The organism is Streptomyces gilvus, from assembly GCF_022513565.1.
Classification (GTDB): Bacteria; Actinomycetota; Actinomycetes; order Streptomycetales; family Streptomycetaceae; genus Streptomyces; species Streptomyces gilvus.
On the sequence record NZ_JAKWBE010000024.1, the window covers coordinates 71,731 to 89,690 of the forward strand.

Below are 17,960 nucleotides of genomic sequence, written 5' to 3' on the forward strand. Positions count from 1 at the left end.
AAGAGATATTCGATCACTGATGAGGCTTTCGAGGCAACACGGACTGTCTACGCACGAGTAGCAACGAGTGGTCCGTTGTCGCCCCGATCCATCACCCCTGTTGGGATTTCCGCACAGTCGGCACACAGGATAGCTCGATCCCGAACTCCTCCCGGTAGACCGCCAGCACCTCCTCGTCCGTGCCCAACTCGCTCTGCTCACACGCCCCGTCGGCGCTCGTCACCTTGAAGGTGCGTCCGCTGAGCGTGATCCGCCCGCCGTCCTCGGTCACCCGCGAGCACACCAGCGACCGCACGAAGTGGGACGCCGGCGAGGTGGAGTGCCACCAGGCCCCGGCCACGAAGTCGCCCAGCTCCCGGGGCCGCACCTCCAGGCGGTACTGGGGAGCGCCGTTCATGACGACGTCCAGGTCCGGCCCCGCCTCGACGATCCGGAACACACCCGCGGGGTCCTCCTGCTCACCCCGCTCCCCGAAGGCCAGCGGATGCAGACTGTGCGCCCCGAAGCCGACGTCCGCCAGCCACTCGCTCCCGTCCACCGCCCGCACCCGCAGCGCGAGATGGTCGTACGGGATCCCCAGCCGCCCCTCACCGCCGTGCACCCGCGCGGCGAGCAGCGTGACCCCGAACCCCAGCTCGGCCAGCAACGCCCCGAACGCCCCGTTGAGTTCGTAGCAGAACCCGCCTCGCCGCGCTCCCACCACCTTGTCCAGCAGTCGCTTCTCCTCCAGCACGATCTCCTCTCCCAGATGCACGGACAGGTTCTCGAACGGCACCTGCCGCAGGTGGCGCAGGTGCAGGTCGCGCAGGACGTCGGCAGTGGGCGCGGTGGGCCAGGCCGGGGGCTCGATCCCCAGACGGCGGAGATAGGCATCGAGCTGTGCGATATGCATGCCCTCAGTCTCGCGCCACCGCCGGCCGTCCGCCCAGGTCCGTGACGGCGAGCGCCCCGTCCCGGTCGGTCCGCAGCACCACGGCACCCCCGGCCCGCAGCGCCGCGACCGTGCTGGGAGCCGGATGTCCGTACGGGTTGTCCTCCCCACAGCTGATCAGCGCGATCCGCGGCGCCACCCTGCGTATCAGCTCCGGATCCTGGTACGCGGAGCCGTGATGGGCGACCTTGAGCACGTCCACCCCGCCCAGCAGCGCGCCCTGCGGTAACCTCAGCAGGGCCTGCTGGGCCGGCGGTTCGAGGTCCCCGAGCAGCAGGAGCCGCAGCCCCGCGGAGCGGACCAGCATGGCGACGCTGGCGTCGTTCGGACCGTCCGGGTCCGGCGCGGGGGCCGGCGGGGGCCACAGCACCTGCCAGGACAGCGACCCGGTGCGCCGTACCTCGCCGGCGACGGCACGGGTGAGCGGGATGTGCCGCGCCGCCGCCTCCCTGCTGACGAACTCGACCTGGTCCGCGGGTTCCTGGAACCCGGTCGTCTCGATCGCCCCCACCGAACGCCCGCGCAGCACTCCCGGCAGTCCCGCCACATGATCGGCGTGGAAGTGGGTGAGCACGACGAGCGGGACGCGGGTGATCCCGAGCGTGCGCAGACAGTGGTCGACCAGCTTGGGATCGGGCCCGGCGTCCACGACCACACCGGCGCCGTCCCCCGCCGCGAGCACCGTCGCGTCCCCCTGGCCCACGTCACACATCGCGAACCGCCACCCCGGGGGCGGCCACCCCGTGATCACCCGGGTCAGCGGCGGTGGCTGCACGACGAGGAGCAGCAGCAGAAGCCCGCACGCCGTGCACAGCCACGGGTGCCGCAGCAGCCGCCGCCCGACCAGGACGACGGCCACCGTGACCAGGGCCAGCAGTAGCGCCCCGCCCCAGCTTCCGGGCCAGTCCACTCCCCCGCCGGGCAGGGCCGCCCCGGCGCGAGCGACTCCCGCGATCCACCCGGCGGGCCAACTCGCGCACCACGCCAGCGCCTTGGCCACCGGCATCGCCACCGGCGCCGTCGCCAGCGCGGCGAAGCCCAGCACGGTGGCAGGGGCCACGGCGACCTCGACGAGCAGGTTGCAGGGCACCGCCACCAGACTCACCCGCGCCGACAGCACGGCGACGACCGGCGCGCACAGGGCCTGCGCCGCGGCCGCCGCGGCCAGCCCCTCGGCGAGCCTCGGCGGTACCCGGTGCCGCCGCAGCGCCTCGCTCCAGCGCGGGGCGAGGGTGAGCAGCGCGCCGGTGGCCAGCACGGAGAGCAGGAAGCCGTAACTCCGCGACAGCCAGGGGTCGTAGAGCACCAGCAGCAGGACGGCCGTCGCCAGGGCCGGGATCAGCGATCTGCGGCGTCCGGTCGCCAGGGCCAGCAGGACGACGGCTCCGCAGGCGGCGGCGCGCAGCACGCTCGGGTCCGGGCGGCACACGACGACGAACCCGAGGGTGAGCGCGCCGCCGAGCACCGCGGTCGCACGCAGTGGAATGCCGAGCCTGGGCGCGAGCCCTCGGCGTTCCACCAGCTGGGCCATGCCGGGCGGTCCGATGAGCAGGGCCAGGATGATCGTGAGGTTGCTTCCGGACACCGCGAGGGTGTGCGCGAGGTCCGTCTCCTTGAAGGCCTCGTCCAGCTCCGGGCCGATCCGCGAGGTGTCGCCGACGACCAGCCCCGGCAGCAGTGCCCGGGCGTCCTTCGGCAGTCCGTCGGTCGCCTCCCGCAGCCCGCCCCGCAACCGCCCGGCGAACCGCTGTGCGGCCGACGGTCCGCCCACGACCTCGGGCGCCCCCTTCCCCCGCACCCGCAAGACCCCGGCGACCCGGTCCCCACCGACCAACGCGGGCACGACCCGCGCCACGACCCGCACCCGCGTGGACGGCAACAACTCAAGCCAGGGCGACCGAGGCATGCCCTCGACGGAGGGCGCCATGCCTGCTTCCGCCCCGCCGGCTTCCGCACTGCCGGCTTCCGCACTGCCAGCTTCCGCACTGCCGGCTTCCGCACTGCCGGCTCCCACCTTGCTGGCTTCCGCCCCGCCCGATTCCGCCCTGCCGGCTCCCACCTTGCTGGCTTCCGCCCCGCCCGATTCCGCCCTGCCGGCTGCCGCAGTGCCAGCTGCCGTCCCGTCGGCTGCCTCCTTGCCGCCTCCCGCCTTGCCGCCTCCCGCCTTGCCGGCTGCCGTCCTGTCGGCTTCCGCCCTACCGACGCCCGCCCCTCGCGACGCGACGTTCACGATCACCAGCACGGGTGCCCGGGTCGCCACGACCGTCCCGTCCGCCTCCTCGACCCGGCGCACCTCTCCCTCGACCAGCACGGCGGCCGGAGCGGCGTGATCGCCTCGCACCCGGGGCCGGGTCACCCGTGGGTCGGACGTCACCTCGACCTCGGCGGTCACCGTGGCGTACCGCCGCGCCAACTCCGGTACGGGCCCTCGGCGCACATCGGCACCGTGCAACCCGGCGGAGACGGCGGCCGCGGCGACGCAGAGCAGCAGGGCGGCGAGGGAGGCCCGCCGCCATGCACCCCGCGCCGCACGGACACCCGTCGACGACGGGACGCACGGAGGCTGTGTTTCGCCCGTCGATCGCAGCGGCGCCGGGGTCGGCCGCCCTGGCACGGATCGTGACCGCCTGCGCGTCGATCCGCCGACAGGGTCGCCCGCCACCACCCGTCTCCCCGCCAACAGCAGCGCACCCACCGCGCCAAGACACAGCACGGCGACCCCCGTCACCCACCCCGGCGGCGCGTCCAGTGTCAGTGCCGCCGTCGCCCAGGCCGCGAGCGCGGGTGGGACGAGGCGCAGGTCCGTCGGTCCTTCCTGTCGGGGGTGGGCCGCTCCCAGGCGGGCTCCGGAGGCGGCGTGGACGGCCGAGCGGTGACCGGTGCGGGTGCCGTCTTGGGTGCCGGCTCGGTTGCCCGCGCGGTGATGCGTGCCGCTCCCAGGGCTGCCGACGCGGTGATCCGAGCCGCCCCCAGGGCGAACGGGGTCGCGGCTCATGGCGCCGCTCCAGGCCGGCGTCCCGGCGCTGCGCTGCTGCCGTGGAAGGCAGGGGCGCGGCTCATGGCCGTACCAGATTCCGCAGGTCGGCGAAGCGGCGGTCGCCGATGCCGTTCACCTCGCGCAGCTCGTCCACGGAACGGAAGCCGCCGTGCTGTGTGCGGTAGTCGATGATGTGCTGGGCCAGGACAGGGCCCACGCCCGGCAGGGTGTCGAGCTGGTCCACGGTCGCCGTGTTGAGGGCGACGGGCGCCCCGGGCGCCGCCCCTGCCGGACCACCGCCGGCCACACCGGCAACCCCCGCCGGACCGGGCGCCGGGCCGCCCACGACCACCTGTTCGCCGTCGACGAGGAAACGGGCCCGGTTGAGTCCGTCCGTGTTCGTCCCGGGCCGCACGCCACCGGCCGCGCGCAGGGCGTCGACGACCCGTGAACCCGCCGGCAGCCGTTGGATCCCGGGCCTGCGGACCTTGCCGCTGACGTCGACGACGATCTCGGCGCCGGCGGTGCCCCCGGCAGTCCCTCCCACCTGTGCCACACCGCCGGAGCCACCCGCACCCGACTCCCCGTCAGTCCTCCCGCCGCCAGACCTCCCCTGCCCCAACTCCCCTTCCGCACCCTTGCCTTCACCGAGCGGCACCGCCGCCCGCACCACCTCCGGTGCCCGCACGGACTGCGGTCGCCCGCTCCAGAAGTGCTGCACGGCGAACACGGCGGCGACCACGAGCAGCACCCCGAGCGCGACCACGCTCCGCCGCTCCAGCCCGCACCGCGTCTGCAACCACACCGGCATCCGCTCCCGCAGCGCGGGGCCGACCCGTGCCCGCCAGTTCTCCACCGGCCGCCGGACATCGGGCTGTTCCTCCACTTCTCCCGCCGACGGAAAGGCCCAACCCTCCCGAGGAAGGTCCTGCCCCTCCCGAGGAGAGTCCCGCACATCCCCTTGAGGGCAGTCCCGCCCCTCCTGCGCAAGGTCCGGCCCCTCCTGCTGAGGCCAGTCACCTCCGTCCTCCTCGGACGGACCCGGCGGCCCCAACCCCCGCCATCCCCCCGGCCGTTCGGGGAACAACACCTCCGCCCGCCGACGCAGTTCCTCCGCCGACTCGTGTCGATGCCGGGCCCGCCCCCGACTCCCCGCCGGCTCATTCCGATGCCGGGCCCACCCCCGGCCCCCTACCGATACGCGGCGATGGCGGGTCCGGCCGTCCGTGGCGGGGCCGCGTCCGGGGCCGCTGGAGACGGTCGCTGTGCGTGAACGTGATCGAAGTGCCATGCGGCGAGGATCACCCACCCCGCCACCACCGCGATGATCTTGCTCAATTCCCGGGGATTACCCACCGGTTGTGGACAACTCCGCCACCCACACGGGTGAACCGCGGTGTCGACGTCACCGCGGCGAGACCACGACCCCCAGCAGTCCGGGCCCGGTGTGCGCCCCGATCACCGCCCCGACCTCGCTCACATGCAGGTCCGCCGTCCCGGGCACCCTCGCCCGCAGCCGGTCCGCCAGCGCCGAGGCCCGGTCGGGGGCGGCGAGATGGTGGACGGCGATGTCGACCGGCGCGCTGCCGGCCCGGTCGGCCGCGATCTCCTCCAGGCGGGCGATCGCCCTGGAGGCCGTCCGGACCTTCTCGAGGAGTTCGATCCGCCCGCCGTCCAGTTGGAGCAGCGGTTTCACGGCGAGCGCCGAACCCAGCAACGCCTGCGCCGCGCCGATGCGACCACCCCGGCGCAGATAGTCGAGGGTGTCGACGTAGAAGTAGGCGGAGGTGCCCGAGGCCCGCTTCTCCGCGGCGGTGACGGCCTCGTCCACCGTGCCGCCCGCCTCGGCCGCCTCCGCGGCGGCGAGCGCGCAGAAGCCGAGCGCCATCGCGACCGTCCCGGTGTCCACCACCCGCACCGGCACCGGTGCCTCGCGCGCCGCGAGGACCGCCGCGTCGTAGGTGCCCGACAGTTCGGCGGAGAGGTGGAGGGAGACGATGCCGGTGGCGCCGGACTCGGCGACCTTGCGGTAGGTCTCGGCGAAGAGCTGGGGGCTGGGCCGCGAGGTGGTGACGGGGCGCCGCTTCTGCAGTGCCTGGGCCAGCGAACGGGTCGAGATCTCGGTGCCCTCGTCCAGTGCCTGGCCACCGAGGACCACGGTCAGGGGGACCGCTGTGATGCCGTGACGCTCCATCGTCCGCGGCGGCAGGTAGGCCGTTGAATCGGTGACGATCGCGACATGGCGGGACATGAGCTGGAGGTTACCTGGCGTAGTGCCCGTACGGCAGCCCGGACCCTGTCACCTGGTCTGCCCTTGACCGGATCAAGTAGTGCTCTCGGGACGGGGTTTCTTCTGCCAGGGGTAGCTAGGGCGCTGTCCCGGCGGGGTGATGGCGGCCCGCGTCGGCTCCTCGGTCCGGCGCGGTGTCTCCGGCCAGGTCTGCTGCGCCGTCGTGTTGTCGCCGGCCGGGGCGTCCGGCCACGGCGGGGCGGCGGACGGCTCCTCCTTCGTCCAGTGCCGCAGGGCGCCCGCCTCCACGTCGATCTGGGCGCTCAGCGTGTCCAGGTCGTCCGCGGCGAACCGGTGGGCCCGGTCCCGGGCCGCCCAGCGCAGGGAGTCGGCGGACTGGGTGATGCGCTCGGTGCGGGCGCGCAGGTCGGGCAGCCGCTGGGCCAGTGTCGCGCGGTCGGGTTCGCATTCGAGGCGCTTGAGTTCGCCGTCCAGCTCGTGTCCGTGCACGCTCAGCCGCCGGAAGAGGTCCAGGGACTCCTTCAGGGACTGGTCGTCCCGGGCGCCCGCGTGCAGCGCGTCCTGGGTGGCGCGCATCGAGGTGCGCAGCTTCAGGCGCAGCGCGGCGACCTCGGCCGTCGGCCCCTGCTGCACGAAGGACTTGGCGCGCAGGGTGTGGTCCTCGACCGTGCGCCGGGCCTGGTCGATGGTGCGGTCCACGCCGCGTTTGGCGGCGCCGATCACCTTGACGGTGGCGTAGGCGCCGAGCACCAGGAAGAGGACGAAGAGCAGGGCGAACACTGCGATCACTGCTTCCACTGTGCTCCTCCTCCGGACTGTCGCGACATGTCGCGCGGCTCTTCCACGGTAAACGAGGCGGGCAGGTCCGGAGTTCCAGAAGAACCCCGAACCTGCCCGTGGAAGACCCGGATCCTGCCCGTAGGGGACTACCCGGAGACGGCGGAGGAGTGGCCGCCCCCGCCCGCCCAAGAGCTACGCCGGAACGATGTTCACCAGCTTCGGCTCACGCACGATGACCTTGCGGATCCCGGCGCCCTCCAGTGCGGCGACGACCTTCTCGTCGGCCAGCGCCACCTTCTCCAGCTCCTCGGCGGAGATGGACGGCGGGACCTCCAGGCGTGCCTTGACCTTGCCCCTGATCTGCACGACGCAGGTCACGGCCTCGTCGACGACGTACCGCGGGTCGGCGACCGGGAAGTCCCGGTGGACGACCGAGTCGGTGTGGCCCAGCCTGCGCCACAGCTCCTCGGCGATGTGCGGGGCCAGCGGCGCGATCAGCAGCACCAGCGGCTCGGCGACCGAGCGCGGCAGGGTGCCGCCCGCCTTGGTCAGGTGGTTGTTCAGCTCCGTGATCTTGGCGATGGCGGTGTTGAAGCGCAGGCCCTCCAGGTCCTGGCGCACTCCGTCGATCGCCTTGTGCAGGGCGCGCAGCGTGTCCTCGTCGGGCTCGGCGTCCAAGACGGTGACCTCACCGCTCGCCTCGTCGACGATGTTGCGCCACAGCCGCTGCAGCAGCCGGAACTGGCCGACCACCGCGCGTGTGTCCCACGGCCGGGAGACGTCCAGCGGGCCCATCGCCATCTCGTACAGGCGCAGGGTGTCGGCGCCGTACTCGGCGGCGATCTCGTCCGGGGTCACCGCGTTCTTCAGGGACTTGCCCATCTTGCCCAGCAGGCGGGTGACCTTCTCGCCCTGGTGGTAGTAGGCGCCGTCGCGCTCCTCCACCTCGGCGGCCGGTACGGCGATGCCCCGGCTGTCGCGGTAGACGTAGGCCTGGATCATGCCCTGGTTGAACAGCTTGTGGAACGGCTCCGCGGAGGAGACGTGCCCCAGGTCGTACAGCACCTTGGACCAGAAGCGGGCGTACAGCAGGTGCAGCACCGCGTGCTCGGCGCCGCCGACGTACAGGTCGACGCCGCCGTGCGGCATGCCCGCGCGCGGGCCCATCCAGTACCGCTCGATCTCCGGGTCGACCAGCTGCTCGGTGTTGTGCGGGTCCAGGTAGCGCAGTTCGTACCAGCAGGAGCCGGCCCAGTTGGGCATGGTGTTGGTCTCACGGCGGTACTTCTTCGGCCCGTCGCCCAGGTCCAGGGTGACGTTGACCCAGTCCTGGTTCCGCGACAGCGGGGTCTCGGGCTGGGTGTCGGCGTCGTCCGGGTCGAAGGTGCGCGGGCTGTAGTCCTCGACCTCGGGCAGCTCCAGCGGCAGCATCGACTCGGGCAGGGCGTGCGCGACGCCGTCCTCGTCGTAGACGATCGGGAAGGGCTCGCCCCAGTAGCGCTGGCGGCTGAACAGCCAGTCGCGCAGCCGGAAGTTGACCGTCCCCTCGCCGATGCCCTTGCGCTCCAGCCACTCGGTGATGCGCGCCTTGGCCTCGGCGACCGGCAAGCCGTCCAGGGAGATGTCGTCGTTGGAGGAGTTGATGATCTTCGCGTCGTAGGAGGCGAAGGCGTCCTCCCACGTCGAGGTGTCGGTGCCGCGCCCGTCGGTGGGCTCGACGATGCAGACGATCGGCAGCTCGAAGGCGCGCGCGAACTCGAAGTCGCGCTGGTCGCCCGCCGGGACGGCCATGATCGCGCCGGTGCCGTAGCCCATCAGCACGTAGTCGGCGATGAACACCGGGACCTGCTCGCCGTTGACCGGGTTGGTCGCGTAGGCGCCGATGAAGACACCGGTCTTGTCCTTGGCCTCGGCCTGCCGCTCCACGTCGGACTTGGAGGCGGCCTGCGCGCGGTAGGCGGCGACGGCCTCGGCGGGCGTGGCGTGACCGCCGGTCCACACCTCGTGGGTGCCCTCCGGCCAGGCGGCCGGGGTGAACTTCTCGACCAGCGGGTGCTCCGGCGCCAGCACCATGTAGGACGCGCCGAACAGGGTGTCCGGGCGGGTGGTGAAGACCGTGATGCGCTCGCCGTCGATCGGGAAGTCGACGCGGGCGCCCTCGGAGCGGCCGATCCAGTTGCGCTGCTGCAGCTTGATCGCCTCGGGCCAGTCCAGCGCCTCCAGGTCCCGCAGCAGCCGGTCGGCGTAGGCGGTGATGCGCATGTTCCACTGGCGCAGCTTGGCCTTGAAGACGGGGAAGTTGCCGCGCTCGGAGCGGCCGTCGGCGGTGACCTCCTCGTTGGCCAGGACGGTGCCCAGGCCCGGGCACCAGTTGACCGGCGCGTCGGAGGCGTAGGCCAGCCGGAAGTCGCCCAGGACGTCGGCACGCTCCGTGGCGCTCAGCTCGTGCCACGCGCGCGTGTGGCCCGGTACGACGCGCTCACCGGTCTCGAACTGGGCGATCAGCTCGGAGATCGGACGGGCCCGGTCCGCCTCGTCGTCGTACCAGGAGTTGAAGATCTGCAGGAAGATCCACTGGGTCCACTTGTAGTACTCCGGGTCGATCGTGGCGAACGACCGGCGCTTGTCGTGGCCCAGGCCCAGCCGGCGCAGCTGGACCTTCATGTTCTCGATGTTGGCCTCGGTGGAGACACGCGGGTGCGTGCCCGTCTGCACCGCGTACTGCTCGGCGGGCAGGCCGAAGGCGTCGAAGCCCAGGGTGTGCAGGACGTTGTGGCCCGTCATGCGCTGGAAGCGCGCGAAGACGTCGGTGGCGATGTAGCCCAGGGGGTGGCCGACGTGCAGGCCCGCACCGGAGGGGTACGGGAACATGTCCATGATGAACTTCTTGGGGCGGGCGACGGCCTCCGGGTCGCCGGCCAGGTCACCCTCGGGGTTCGGCGCCGCGTACGTGCCCTCGGCGTCCCAGAAGTCCTGCCAGCGTGCCTCGATCTCGGCCGCCATGGCGGCCGTGTAGCGGTGCGGCGCGACCACCTCGGCGGTGGCAGCGGGGTTCGTCTCGCTCATGATCCTCAAGCTCCATCGGTCGTCTCTGCCAGCGGCTGCTCGTTGCCGGAAACGAAAAATCCCCTCGCACAGGAGGGGACGCCGCGCCGATTCCGACCTTCCGGTCCGCCCGGTGGTCGGGACTGATCAGCGCGGCCCGCCAAGCAGAAGGCGTACGGCACGCATGGCGTTAGGGTACCGCAGCGCTTGAGCACGATGCGACGCGCTTCCGTATGGGTCCTTGGCACCTGGCCCACGCCCGGTGCCACAACTGAATCACGGTCAAAGTTACTTCGCGTAACGCCCGACATCCGGACATCACAACGACTGCGTTGTCCTTAGGTAACAGCGCAATAACTCAAACCTCGTACCGATCGGTATGGCGCCACTTAGAGTTCGGCAGCGGGACCGCTTTCCCGAAACTGCTCGGAGTTGCCCCCATGAACCCTCGTCGTAGTAACAGCTCGCTCCCCAAGCCAGGCCGGTCGGCCTACGGGGTGGCGACGGCTGCCGTCCTGCTGCTCATACCCATAGTCGTGCTGGCCGGCGGCGACTGGCTGCAGCAGTTCTTGAACTTCGGTGCGGGCGTGCTGTCGCTCGTCCTGCTCACCTGCTCGGTGATCTGGGGCCTGGTCGCCCAGGACCGGCTCATCCTCAACATCCGCCAGCGGATCGTGGCGCAGGGCATCCACCGGGTGACCGCCGTCGCGTCCATCGCGTTCCTGATCGTCCACATCGGCGTCAAGATCGCACTGGACCACGCCGGCTGGGTCGCGGCCCTGATCCCCTTCGGCATGGTGTTCACCGGCGGCGGCGCGAACCCCGGCAGCGCCACGCTCATCGGCATGGGCTCCCTGGCCGCCTACCTGATGATCTTCGTCGGCGTCACCGGCGCCCTGCGCAACCAGTTCGCCTCCCCCGCGCCGGTCGCCGCCCGCTGGCGTGCCATGCACATGCTGGCCTACCCGTCCTGGTGCGCGGCCCTGATCCACGGCCTGTACGCGGGGCGCCCCGCGAAGACGTTCTTCATGGTGTCGTACGAGCTGTGCGTGGTCGCCGTGGCCGCGGCCCTCGCCCTGCGCGCGGCCCCGCGCCCGTTCAAGCGCAAGGTCGCCGACCGGCTCGCCATGATGCTCGGCAACGAGCCGATGTCGCTCCGCGACGACCTCGAGTCCAGCCGCGCGCGCGTGGCCGAGACCTCCTCCGCGCTGCCGGGCTACGACCGCGCGCCGCGCCAGGCACCCATGGACCCGGCGCCCTCCCCCGCCACGGCCGGCTTCTACGACACCGGCTCCTCGCGCACCATGACCCCGGACTCCACCGGCGGCTTCGCGGCCGCCTACCGCGCCGTCACGCCCCAGCAGCGGGACCAGCAGCCCTACGGAGCCGACCAGACGGCCCGCATGGACCTGCCCATGGACATGCAGGGCACGGGAGGCATCCCGCGCGTGGACAACGGCGGCAGCACTTCGGGCACCTGGCCGGTCCCCACGCCGCCACCGGTCGGCGAGGCGCCCCCGTCGGCCTACGACCCGATGCAGGACACCGGATACAACATCCCGGCCTATGGCAATTCGGGCACCGCGGCGTACCGAAACAGTGATGTGTACGACACCGGTGAGACAAACAACCTCTACGGGACGTACAACCCGAACGACACGTACAACAGCGGTCCCGCCAATCAACCCCCCGGTGAGTCGTTCGACGCATCGGGTTCGGGCGAACCTTGGAACACGCCTTCCGGAGGCTATAGGTGAACGAGGCCCTGCCCGACGTTCCAGAAGTCCGCGTGGTCGGTCTTCCGCAGCTCACGTCGGGCTTCGACCTTGTCGAAAGACTCGATCTGCCCATGCACCTCAAGGTGCACGGGCCGCTCGACCCCCTCGGCGGCGAGGCACTCGCCAAGCTCGCCGAGAACATCAGCCTGAAGGGCCGCGGCGGCGCGGGCTTCCCCTTCCACAAGAAGCTGCGCTCGGTCGCCGAATCGGCGATCAAGCGCGGTGTGCGGCCCGTCGTGGTCGTCAACGGCAGCGAGGACGAGCCGGCCTGCCGCAAGGACACGGTGCTCATCAACCGTGCCCCGCACCTCATCCTGGACGGCGCCCTGCTGTGCGCCGAGGCCCTGGGCGCCCGCACGCTCGTGATCGGCGTCACCCGGGAGTCCACCCAGCGCTCCATGGAGGCCGCCCTCGCCGAACGCGGCCTGAGCAACAGCCGCCGCTCGGCCCTCAAGGCGTTCGTCCAGCGCAACCCGGTCCGCATGGTCACCGGCGCGGCCGCGTCGCTGATCCGTTCGATCGACGGCGGCCCGGCGATCCCCCCCGGCCGCAAGGTCAGCGCCTCGCAGAACGGCGTCGGCGGCGCGCCCACGCTGCTGTCGAACGCCGAGACCTTCGCCCAGCTGGCCATCGCCGCCCGCATCGGCCCCGAGCGCTACGGCAACACCGGCCTGTACGACGAGCCGGGCACCGTCATGCTCACCGTCTCCGGCGCGGTCGCCCGCCCCATGGTGATCGAGGTCCCCACGGGCGTGCCGCTGCGCTACGTGCTGCAGCTGGCCGGCGCCCCGCCGGTCCCGCAGGGCGTGCTGACCGGCGGTTACCACGGCAAGTGGATCGACGCGGCGACCGTCAACGAGGCGGTCATCTCCCGCAACTCCCTGGACGCGGTGGGCGGTGCGCTGGGCGCCGGCGCGATCCTGCCGATCAGTCAGGAGACCTGCCCGCTCGGCGAGTCGCTGCGGGTGGCGCAGTGGCTGGCCGAGGAGAGCGCGGGCCAGTGCGGTCCCTGCTACCTCGGTCTGCCGGCCGCCGCGCGCGGCATGGAGGACATCATCAACGGCGGCGGTCCGGCCGCCCTGGAGGCCCTCAAGCAGGTCGCCAAGAACGTCAAGCGGCGCGGCGCGTGCTCGCACCCGGACGGCTCCGCGATGTTCCTGGAGTCGACCATCAAGGCGTTCACCGACGACCTGGCCGCCCATGTCCTCGGAAACGGCTGCGGACGGCCCGTGGAGGGCGTTCTGCCGCTCTTCGAGGGCGGCAAGATGCCTATGGGCATCCCGGGCGGCGCGGAGGCCCCTGCGGACAACGGTGCCAGCCGCCAGAAGATCTACGTCGACTGGACGCTGTGCCGGGGCCACGGGCTGTGCGCGGACATCCTCCCGGAGGTCTTCGAACTGGGCGCCGACGGCTTCCCCACCGTCGCCCAGGCGCAGGTGCCGCGCTACGCGGAGGCCAAGGCGGTACGCGCGGTGCGCCGCTGCCCGGCGCTCGCCCTGCGCATCGAGGAGGAGGCGCCCCGCGACCGCGCCCCCGCCCGCAACCTGCCGGTGCTCTCCCAGGGCCGCGGACGGCGCGCCCTGGGCCGCTGAGCCGCACGCACACGTCGAAGGGCCGCCCGAACCGGGCGGCCCTTGCGTTGAACGTCCAACTCCCCCTGAACGCAGAAAAGATCCCGCCGGATCGTGATGATCCGGCGGGATCTGCTGTGGAGCTAAGGAGAATTGAACTCCTGACCTCCTGCATGCCATGCAGGCGCTCTACCAACTGAGCTATAGCCCCGTGCGGTGTTTCCGCCCGGTTTCCCCGGCGGCGACGCCAACATTACACGGTCGACCGGGTGGAACACCAAATCGTTTGCCCGCCTCCCGCGCGCGGGAGGCGCGTCAGGCCGTCACGAACGAGTAGAACCGCTTGAGCGTGCAGTGCTCCTCCAGAAGCCGGCCGTAGATCGGCTCGCCCTCCAGCTCGCGGTAGGTCTCGATCGGGTCGCCCTTTATGATCAGCGCCCGCGCGCATTCCTCGCACCAGTACTGGTAATCGGGGTTGACCGGTTCCATGTCGCGGACGATGGGCGTACCACTGCCGCACCAGTCGCACTTCCGCCTGTGTGCACCCATCGATCAGCTCCAGCTGTGGCCGCAGGCCGTGCACACGTAGGAGATCCCGCCGTTGTCGCCGAGAACCTGCGCGACGTGGGCGGAACCACAGGAAGGGCAGCTCAGGCGGGTGACCGTGTCCCGTGTCGACGCCGCTTCGAGGAGGTGGCCGTCCTCCTCGAGGATGCTCGCAGGCATCACTGCTCCCTCCCGTCGGGCCGCGCCCCCTTCCGGCCGTTTGATTCTGCCACGGCCGGACCGATACGGTCAGCGACGCCTCAGTACCAGTCCGGACACGGCACCCGCCGCGGCCGTACCGGCCAGCGCGAACATGCACGCCAGAAGCGCCTCCGCAGAGGTATACGCCCCCGGGGCCCCAAGTGACTCAAGCCGGTTCAAGAACAGTGTGCCGAACGCGGCGACTCCGGTCAGCTGTCCCAGCTGTGCGACCGTGGCGAGCAGGCCGCTGGCGTCCGCCGCGTCCTCCGGCCGGACCGTGGCCAGCGCACGGGTCAGGGTCGGGCTGAAGCCGAGCGCGATGCCCACGCCGACACCGGCGTACGCCAGGTACAGCGCCGCCCCGCCGTCGCCGCCGCCCTTCAGCAGCAGGCCCACGCCGATCATGGACAGGGCGGTCAGTCCGAACCCGGCCGGGGTCAGCAGCCGCTGCCAGGAGGCGGGCCAGGAGCGCCAGGTCAGTCCCACGACGCCGAAGACGACCGCCGTCGGCGCGAAGCCGAGGCCCGCGCGCAGGGCGCTGTAGCCGAGGCCGCCCTGGACGTGCAGGGTGAGCGCGAACAGGAAGCCGCCGTTGACGGCCATGACCGCCAGGATGCGGAACACCGCCAGGCCCATGCCGGGCTGCCGCAGCACCCGTGGGGCGATGAGCGGGGCGCCGCCGCGCCGGGCCAGGCCGGACTCGTACCGGCTGAACAGCGCGAAGAGGAGCACCGCGCAGGCCAGGGAGAGCCAGGACCACAGCGGCCAGCCCTGCTCCTGGCCGAGCACCAGCGGCACCGCGAACAGCGACACGGCCGCGCCGAGCAGCAGCAGACCCGGCAGGTCGAGGCCGCGCGCCCGCTCCGGTGCGGCCGCCTCCCTGGCCGGCAGGACCCGGCTTCCGACCGCCAGCAGGACCAGGCCCACGGGCACGTTCACCAGGAACACCGGCCGCCAGCTCGTGCCGAACAGGTCGGCGCTGACCAGGAGTCCGCCGACGACCTGGCCGGCGGCGGCGCCGACGGCGATGACGGCCGAGTAGGCGCCGAGCGCCCGGGCCCGGGCCTCGCCGGTGAAGGTGCGCTGGATCAGGCTGAGCACCTGCGGGATCATCACGGCCGATCCGGCGCCCTGCACCAGCCGGAACACGATGAGTTCGGTCGCCCCCCGGGCCAGTCCGCACGCCAGCGAGGCGGCGGTGAACAGGGCGAGCCCGGCGAGATGGACCCGGCCGTGCCCCAGCCGGTCGCCGAGTCGGGCGCCGGTGATCAGCAGCACCGAGTACGTGATGGCGTAGCCGGCGACGACGAGTTGCAAGTCGGAGCCGGAGGCGTGGAGTTCGGTGCCGATGGTGGGGGCCGCGACGTTCACGATGAACACGTCGAGCAGGGCCATGAACTGTGCGGCGAGCACCAGCGCGAGCAGCTGCCGGGACCGGTTGTCAGTGGCGGGGGCTTTACTGGGTGCGGGGCGTGGAACCGATACGGAACCCGGCCCCGTCCCGGGCGTGGTCGTCGTCATGCCGTCGAGCCTGACGAGACTTCGATACGGGTGCCGAGAGCCCGCCGATGCTGGTACTGACAGCACCTGGCAGCGGACAAGCCCGGCATTGAGGATGGATGTACGACGGGGACGTGACGGGGGACGTGACGATGACGACGACACATCGCAGGCGGCCGGAGCTGGCCGCCTTCCTGCGCACGAGGCGGGCCCGGGTGACTCCGGCGGACGTCGGCATGCCCCCGGGGTTCCGGCGCCGCACCCCGGGCCTGCGCCGCGAGGAGGTCGCCCAGCTCTCCGGCGTCGGCGTGACCTGGTACACCTGGCTGGAGCAGGGCCGCCCGATCAACGCCTCCGCGCAGGTCCTGGACGCGGTGGCGCGCACCCTGCGGCTGGACCCGCCCGAGCGGGAGCATCTGTACCGGCTCGCGGAGGTGCCCTTCGAACCGGTCCCGGAGCGGTTGACGCGGTCCGTCGGCCCGGAGGTGCAGAACATCATCGACGCCCTCGACCCGCTCATGGCGGTGGTCTACAGCTCGCGGTACGACGTCCTGGCCACCAACGCCGCCTACCGCGCCCTGTTCCTGGTGCCGGAAACGGTCCGGATCGGCGTACCGAACGTGCTGTGGACGCTGTTCACGCTTCCCGAGGAGGCCTGCCCGGTGGTGTACCGCGACCGCGAGCTGCCGCTGATGGTGGCGACCCTGCGGTCCTGGTACGGCCGCCATGTGGGCGAGCCGGCCTGGGAGGGGTTCATCAGCGGACTGTCGGAGGCCAGCCCGTACTTCGCGCGGCTGTGGGCGAGCGGCGAGGTGATACCTCCGGGGCCGCGCGTGAAGACGTTCCGTCATGAGGCGGTGGGCGAACTGCGGATGGCCTCGCAGTCGCTGCAGATCGACGGGATGCCGGAGTGCCGCATCGTGGTCTACACGCCGGAGGACGAGGAAGCGCGGGCGAAGGTGGGGCTGCTCCGGGAGCGCAGCGGGCGGCTGTGGCCCATGAAAAATCCCGCCTCCTGACGGAGGCGGGATCAAGGTGTGGAGCTAAGGAGAATTGAACTCCTGACCTCCTGCATGCCATGCAGGCGCTCTACCAACTGAGCTATAGCCCCGTGTTCCCTTGTTCTTCCCGCTCGGCGGGGCGAACAAGAAGAACTTTAGCCTGCGACCTGCCGGAAAGTGAAATCCGCTCAGTCGTCGTCGCCGAGCACCGGTTCCGGCAGGGTGCCTGCGTTGTGCTCGAGCAACCGCCAGCCGCGGGCGCCCTCGCCCAGGACCGACCAGCTGCAGTTGGAGAGACCGCCGAGGCTCTCCCAGTGGTGGGACTCCAGACCGAGCAGGCGGCCGATGGTGGTGCGGATCGTCCCGCCGTGGCTGACCACGACCAGCGTGCCGTCGTCGGGGAGCTTCTCGGCGTGCCGGAGCACCACGGGGGCGGCCCGGTCGGCCACCTCCGTCTCCAGCTCGCCGCCGCCCCGGCGGACCGGCTCACCGCGCTTCCACGCGGCGTACTGCTCGCCGTACCGCTCGATGATCTCCTCGTGCGTGAGCCCCTGCCAGACGCCCGCGTAGGTCTCGCGCAGGCCCTCGTCGTGGGTGACGTCCAGGCCGGTGAGCGCGGCGAGCTCGGCCGCCGTGTGCGCCGCGCGCTGGAGGTCGGAGGCGACGATCGCGTCCGGGGCGAGGGCGACGAGCAGCCGGGCGGCCCGGCGGGCCTGGGCCAGCCCGGACTCGGTCAGCGGCACGTCCGTGCTGCCCTGGAAGCGGCGCTCCACGTTCCACGAGGTCTGGCCGTGGCGCCACAGGATGACGCGGCGGCCCCGGCCTGGACGGCCGGCGGACACCTCACCGGTGGCGCTCATCACCACTCACCGCCGAGGTCGGCCGCCTCCTCGGCAGCCTGCAGCTTGGCGTGCTCCTCGCCCTTGCCGCGGGTGGCCTTGGCGTCGGCGGGCAGCTCCAGCTCGGGGCAGTCCTTCCACAGCCGCTCCAGAGCGTAGAAGACACGCTCCTCGCTGTGCTGGACGTGGACGACGATGTCGACGTAGTCGAGCAGCACCCAGCGGGCCTCGCGGTCGCCCTCGCGGCGCACCGGCTTGGCGCCGAGTTCCTTCTGCAGCCGCTCCTCGATCTCGTCGACGATCGACTTGACCTGGCGGTCGTTGGGCGCGGAGGCCAGCAGGAAGGCGTCCGTGATCGACAGGACGTCGCTGACGTCGTAGGCGATGACGTCGTGCGCGAGCTTGTCGGCGGCCGCCTGGGCGGCGGTGTGGATGAGTTCGATGGAGCGGTCAGTGGCGGTCACTACGTGGCTTTCGGTCGGCGGTCACTTGACACCAAGGGTCTCACGGACCGCCGGGCGCACCCCACGTGATTAAAGG

14 protein-coding genes and 2 tRNA genes are annotated in these 17,960 nt (G+C 71.9%); 3 read left to right on the top strand and 13 right to left on the bottom strand.

Going from position 1 to position 17,960, the window contains the following annotated elements:
- Window positions 1-91 precede the first annotated feature (91 nt).
- From MKW14_RS29810 to leuS, 6 genes are all read right to left on the bottom strand, one after another.
- The gene (locus tag MKW14_RS29810; RefSeq protein ID WP_240867658.1) at window positions 92-892 is read right to left on the bottom strand and encodes an arylamine N-acetyltransferase family protein; all 801 of its coding nucleotides are present in this window, start codon (window positions 890-892) and stop codon (window positions 92-94) included.
- Window positions 893-896: 4 nt separating this feature from the next.
- Window positions 897-3,368: a ComEC/Rec2 family competence protein gene (locus tag MKW14_RS29815; protein WP_308314648.1), complete on the bottom strand. Its 2,472-nt coding sequence runs from the start codon at window positions 3,366-3,368 to the stop codon at window positions 897-899.
- Between the two features lie 619 nt (window positions 3,369-3,987).
- Window positions 3,988-5,199, bottom strand: coding sequence for a ComEA family DNA-binding protein (locus MKW14_RS29820; RefSeq protein WP_240867659.1), 1,212 nt, complete (start codon window positions 5,197-5,199; stop codon window positions 3,988-3,990).
- Window positions 5,200-5,313: 114 nt separating this feature from the next.
- Complete coding sequence (locus MKW14_RS29825; RefSeq protein WP_240867661.1) at window positions 5,314-6,159, bottom strand: DegV family protein; 846 nt, start codon at window positions 6,157-6,159, stop codon at window positions 5,314-5,316.
- 72 nt (window positions 6,160-6,231) lie between these two features.
- Entirely contained in the window at window positions 6,232-6,957 is a 726-nt protein-coding gene (locus tag MKW14_RS29830; protein ID WP_240867663.1) for a hypothetical protein, read from the bottom strand.
- A 174-nt stretch (window positions 6,958-7,131) separates the two neighbouring features.
- Window positions 7,132-10,005: a leucine--tRNA ligase gene (gene leuS, locus MKW14_RS29835; RefSeq protein ID WP_240867667.1), complete on the bottom strand. Its 2,874-nt coding sequence runs from the start codon at window positions 10,003-10,005 to the stop codon at window positions 7,132-7,134.
- A 419-nt stretch (window positions 10,006-10,424) separates the two neighbouring features.
- On the opposite strand from leuS, the gene MKW14_RS29840 reads away from it, so the two are divergent.
- Window positions 10,425-11,741 carry a cytochrome b/b6 domain-containing protein gene (locus MKW14_RS29840; RefSeq protein ID WP_240867671.1) on the top strand — a complete coding sequence of 439 codons (1,317 nt, stop codon included), beginning with the start codon at window positions 10,425-10,427 and terminating at the stop codon, window positions 11,739-11,741.
- Window positions 11,738-13,354, top strand: coding sequence for an NADH-quinone oxidoreductase subunit NuoF family protein (locus MKW14_RS29845; RefSeq protein WP_240867675.1), 1,617 nt, complete (start codon window positions 11,738-11,740; stop codon window positions 13,352-13,354). Before MKW14_RS29840 ends, MKW14_RS29845 begins: the two co-directional genes overlap by 4 nt.
- A gap of 117 nt (window positions 13,355-13,471) precedes the next feature.
- Here MKW14_RS29845 and MKW14_RS29850 read toward each other — a convergent pair.
- The 4 genes from MKW14_RS29850 to MKW14_RS29865 form a co-directional block, all read right to left on the bottom strand.
- A tRNA-Ala gene (locus tag MKW14_RS29850) sits at window positions 13,472-13,544 on the bottom strand.
- Window positions 13,545-13,648: 104 nt separating this feature from the next.
- The gene (locus MKW14_RS29855; protein WP_003976229.1) at window positions 13,649-13,882 is read right to left on the bottom strand and encodes a hypothetical protein; all 234 of its coding nucleotides are present in this window, start codon (window positions 13,880-13,882) and stop codon (window positions 13,649-13,651) included.
- A gap of 3 nt (window positions 13,883-13,885) precedes the next feature.
- Window positions 13,886-14,059: a hypothetical protein gene (locus tag MKW14_RS29860; RefSeq protein WP_133041029.1), complete on the bottom strand. Its 174-nt coding sequence runs from the start codon at window positions 14,057-14,059 to the stop codon at window positions 13,886-13,888.
- Between the two features lie 69 nt (window positions 14,060-14,128).
- A complete protein-coding gene (locus MKW14_RS29865) occupies window positions 14,129-15,493 on the bottom strand; it encodes an MFS transporter (RefSeq protein WP_240867758.1) in 1,365 nt (454 codons plus the stop codon).
- Window positions 15,494-15,732: 239 nt separating this feature from the next.
- On the opposite strand from MKW14_RS29865, the gene MKW14_RS29870 reads away from it, so the two are divergent.
- Window positions 15,733-16,599: a helix-turn-helix transcriptional regulator gene (locus MKW14_RS29870; protein ID WP_240867678.1), complete on the top strand. Its 867-nt coding sequence runs from the start codon at window positions 15,733-15,735 to the stop codon at window positions 16,597-16,599.
- A gap of 19 nt (window positions 16,600-16,618) precedes the next feature.
- On the opposite strand, the gene MKW14_RS29875 is transcribed toward MKW14_RS29870, so the two are convergent.
- The 3 genes from MKW14_RS29875 to rsfS all read right to left on the bottom strand — a co-directional run bounded on the left by MKW14_RS29875 (window position 16,619) and on the right by rsfS (window position 17,884).
- Window positions 16,619-16,691: transfer RNA gene (locus MKW14_RS29875), tRNA-Ala, on the bottom strand.
- 78 nt (window positions 16,692-16,769) lie between these two features.
- On the bottom strand, window positions 16,770-17,441 hold the full coding sequence (locus tag MKW14_RS29880) for a histidine phosphatase family protein (protein WP_240867680.1): 672 nt from the start codon (window positions 17,439-17,441) through the stop codon (window positions 16,770-16,772).
- Window positions 17,441-17,884 carry a ribosome silencing factor gene (rsfS, locus tag MKW14_RS29885; protein WP_208783010.1) on the bottom strand — a complete coding sequence of 148 codons (444 nt, stop codon included), beginning with the start codon at window positions 17,882-17,884 and terminating at the stop codon, window positions 17,441-17,443. Before rsfS ends, MKW14_RS29880 begins: the two co-directional genes overlap by 1 nt.
- Window positions 17,885-17,960 lie beyond the last annotated feature (76 nt).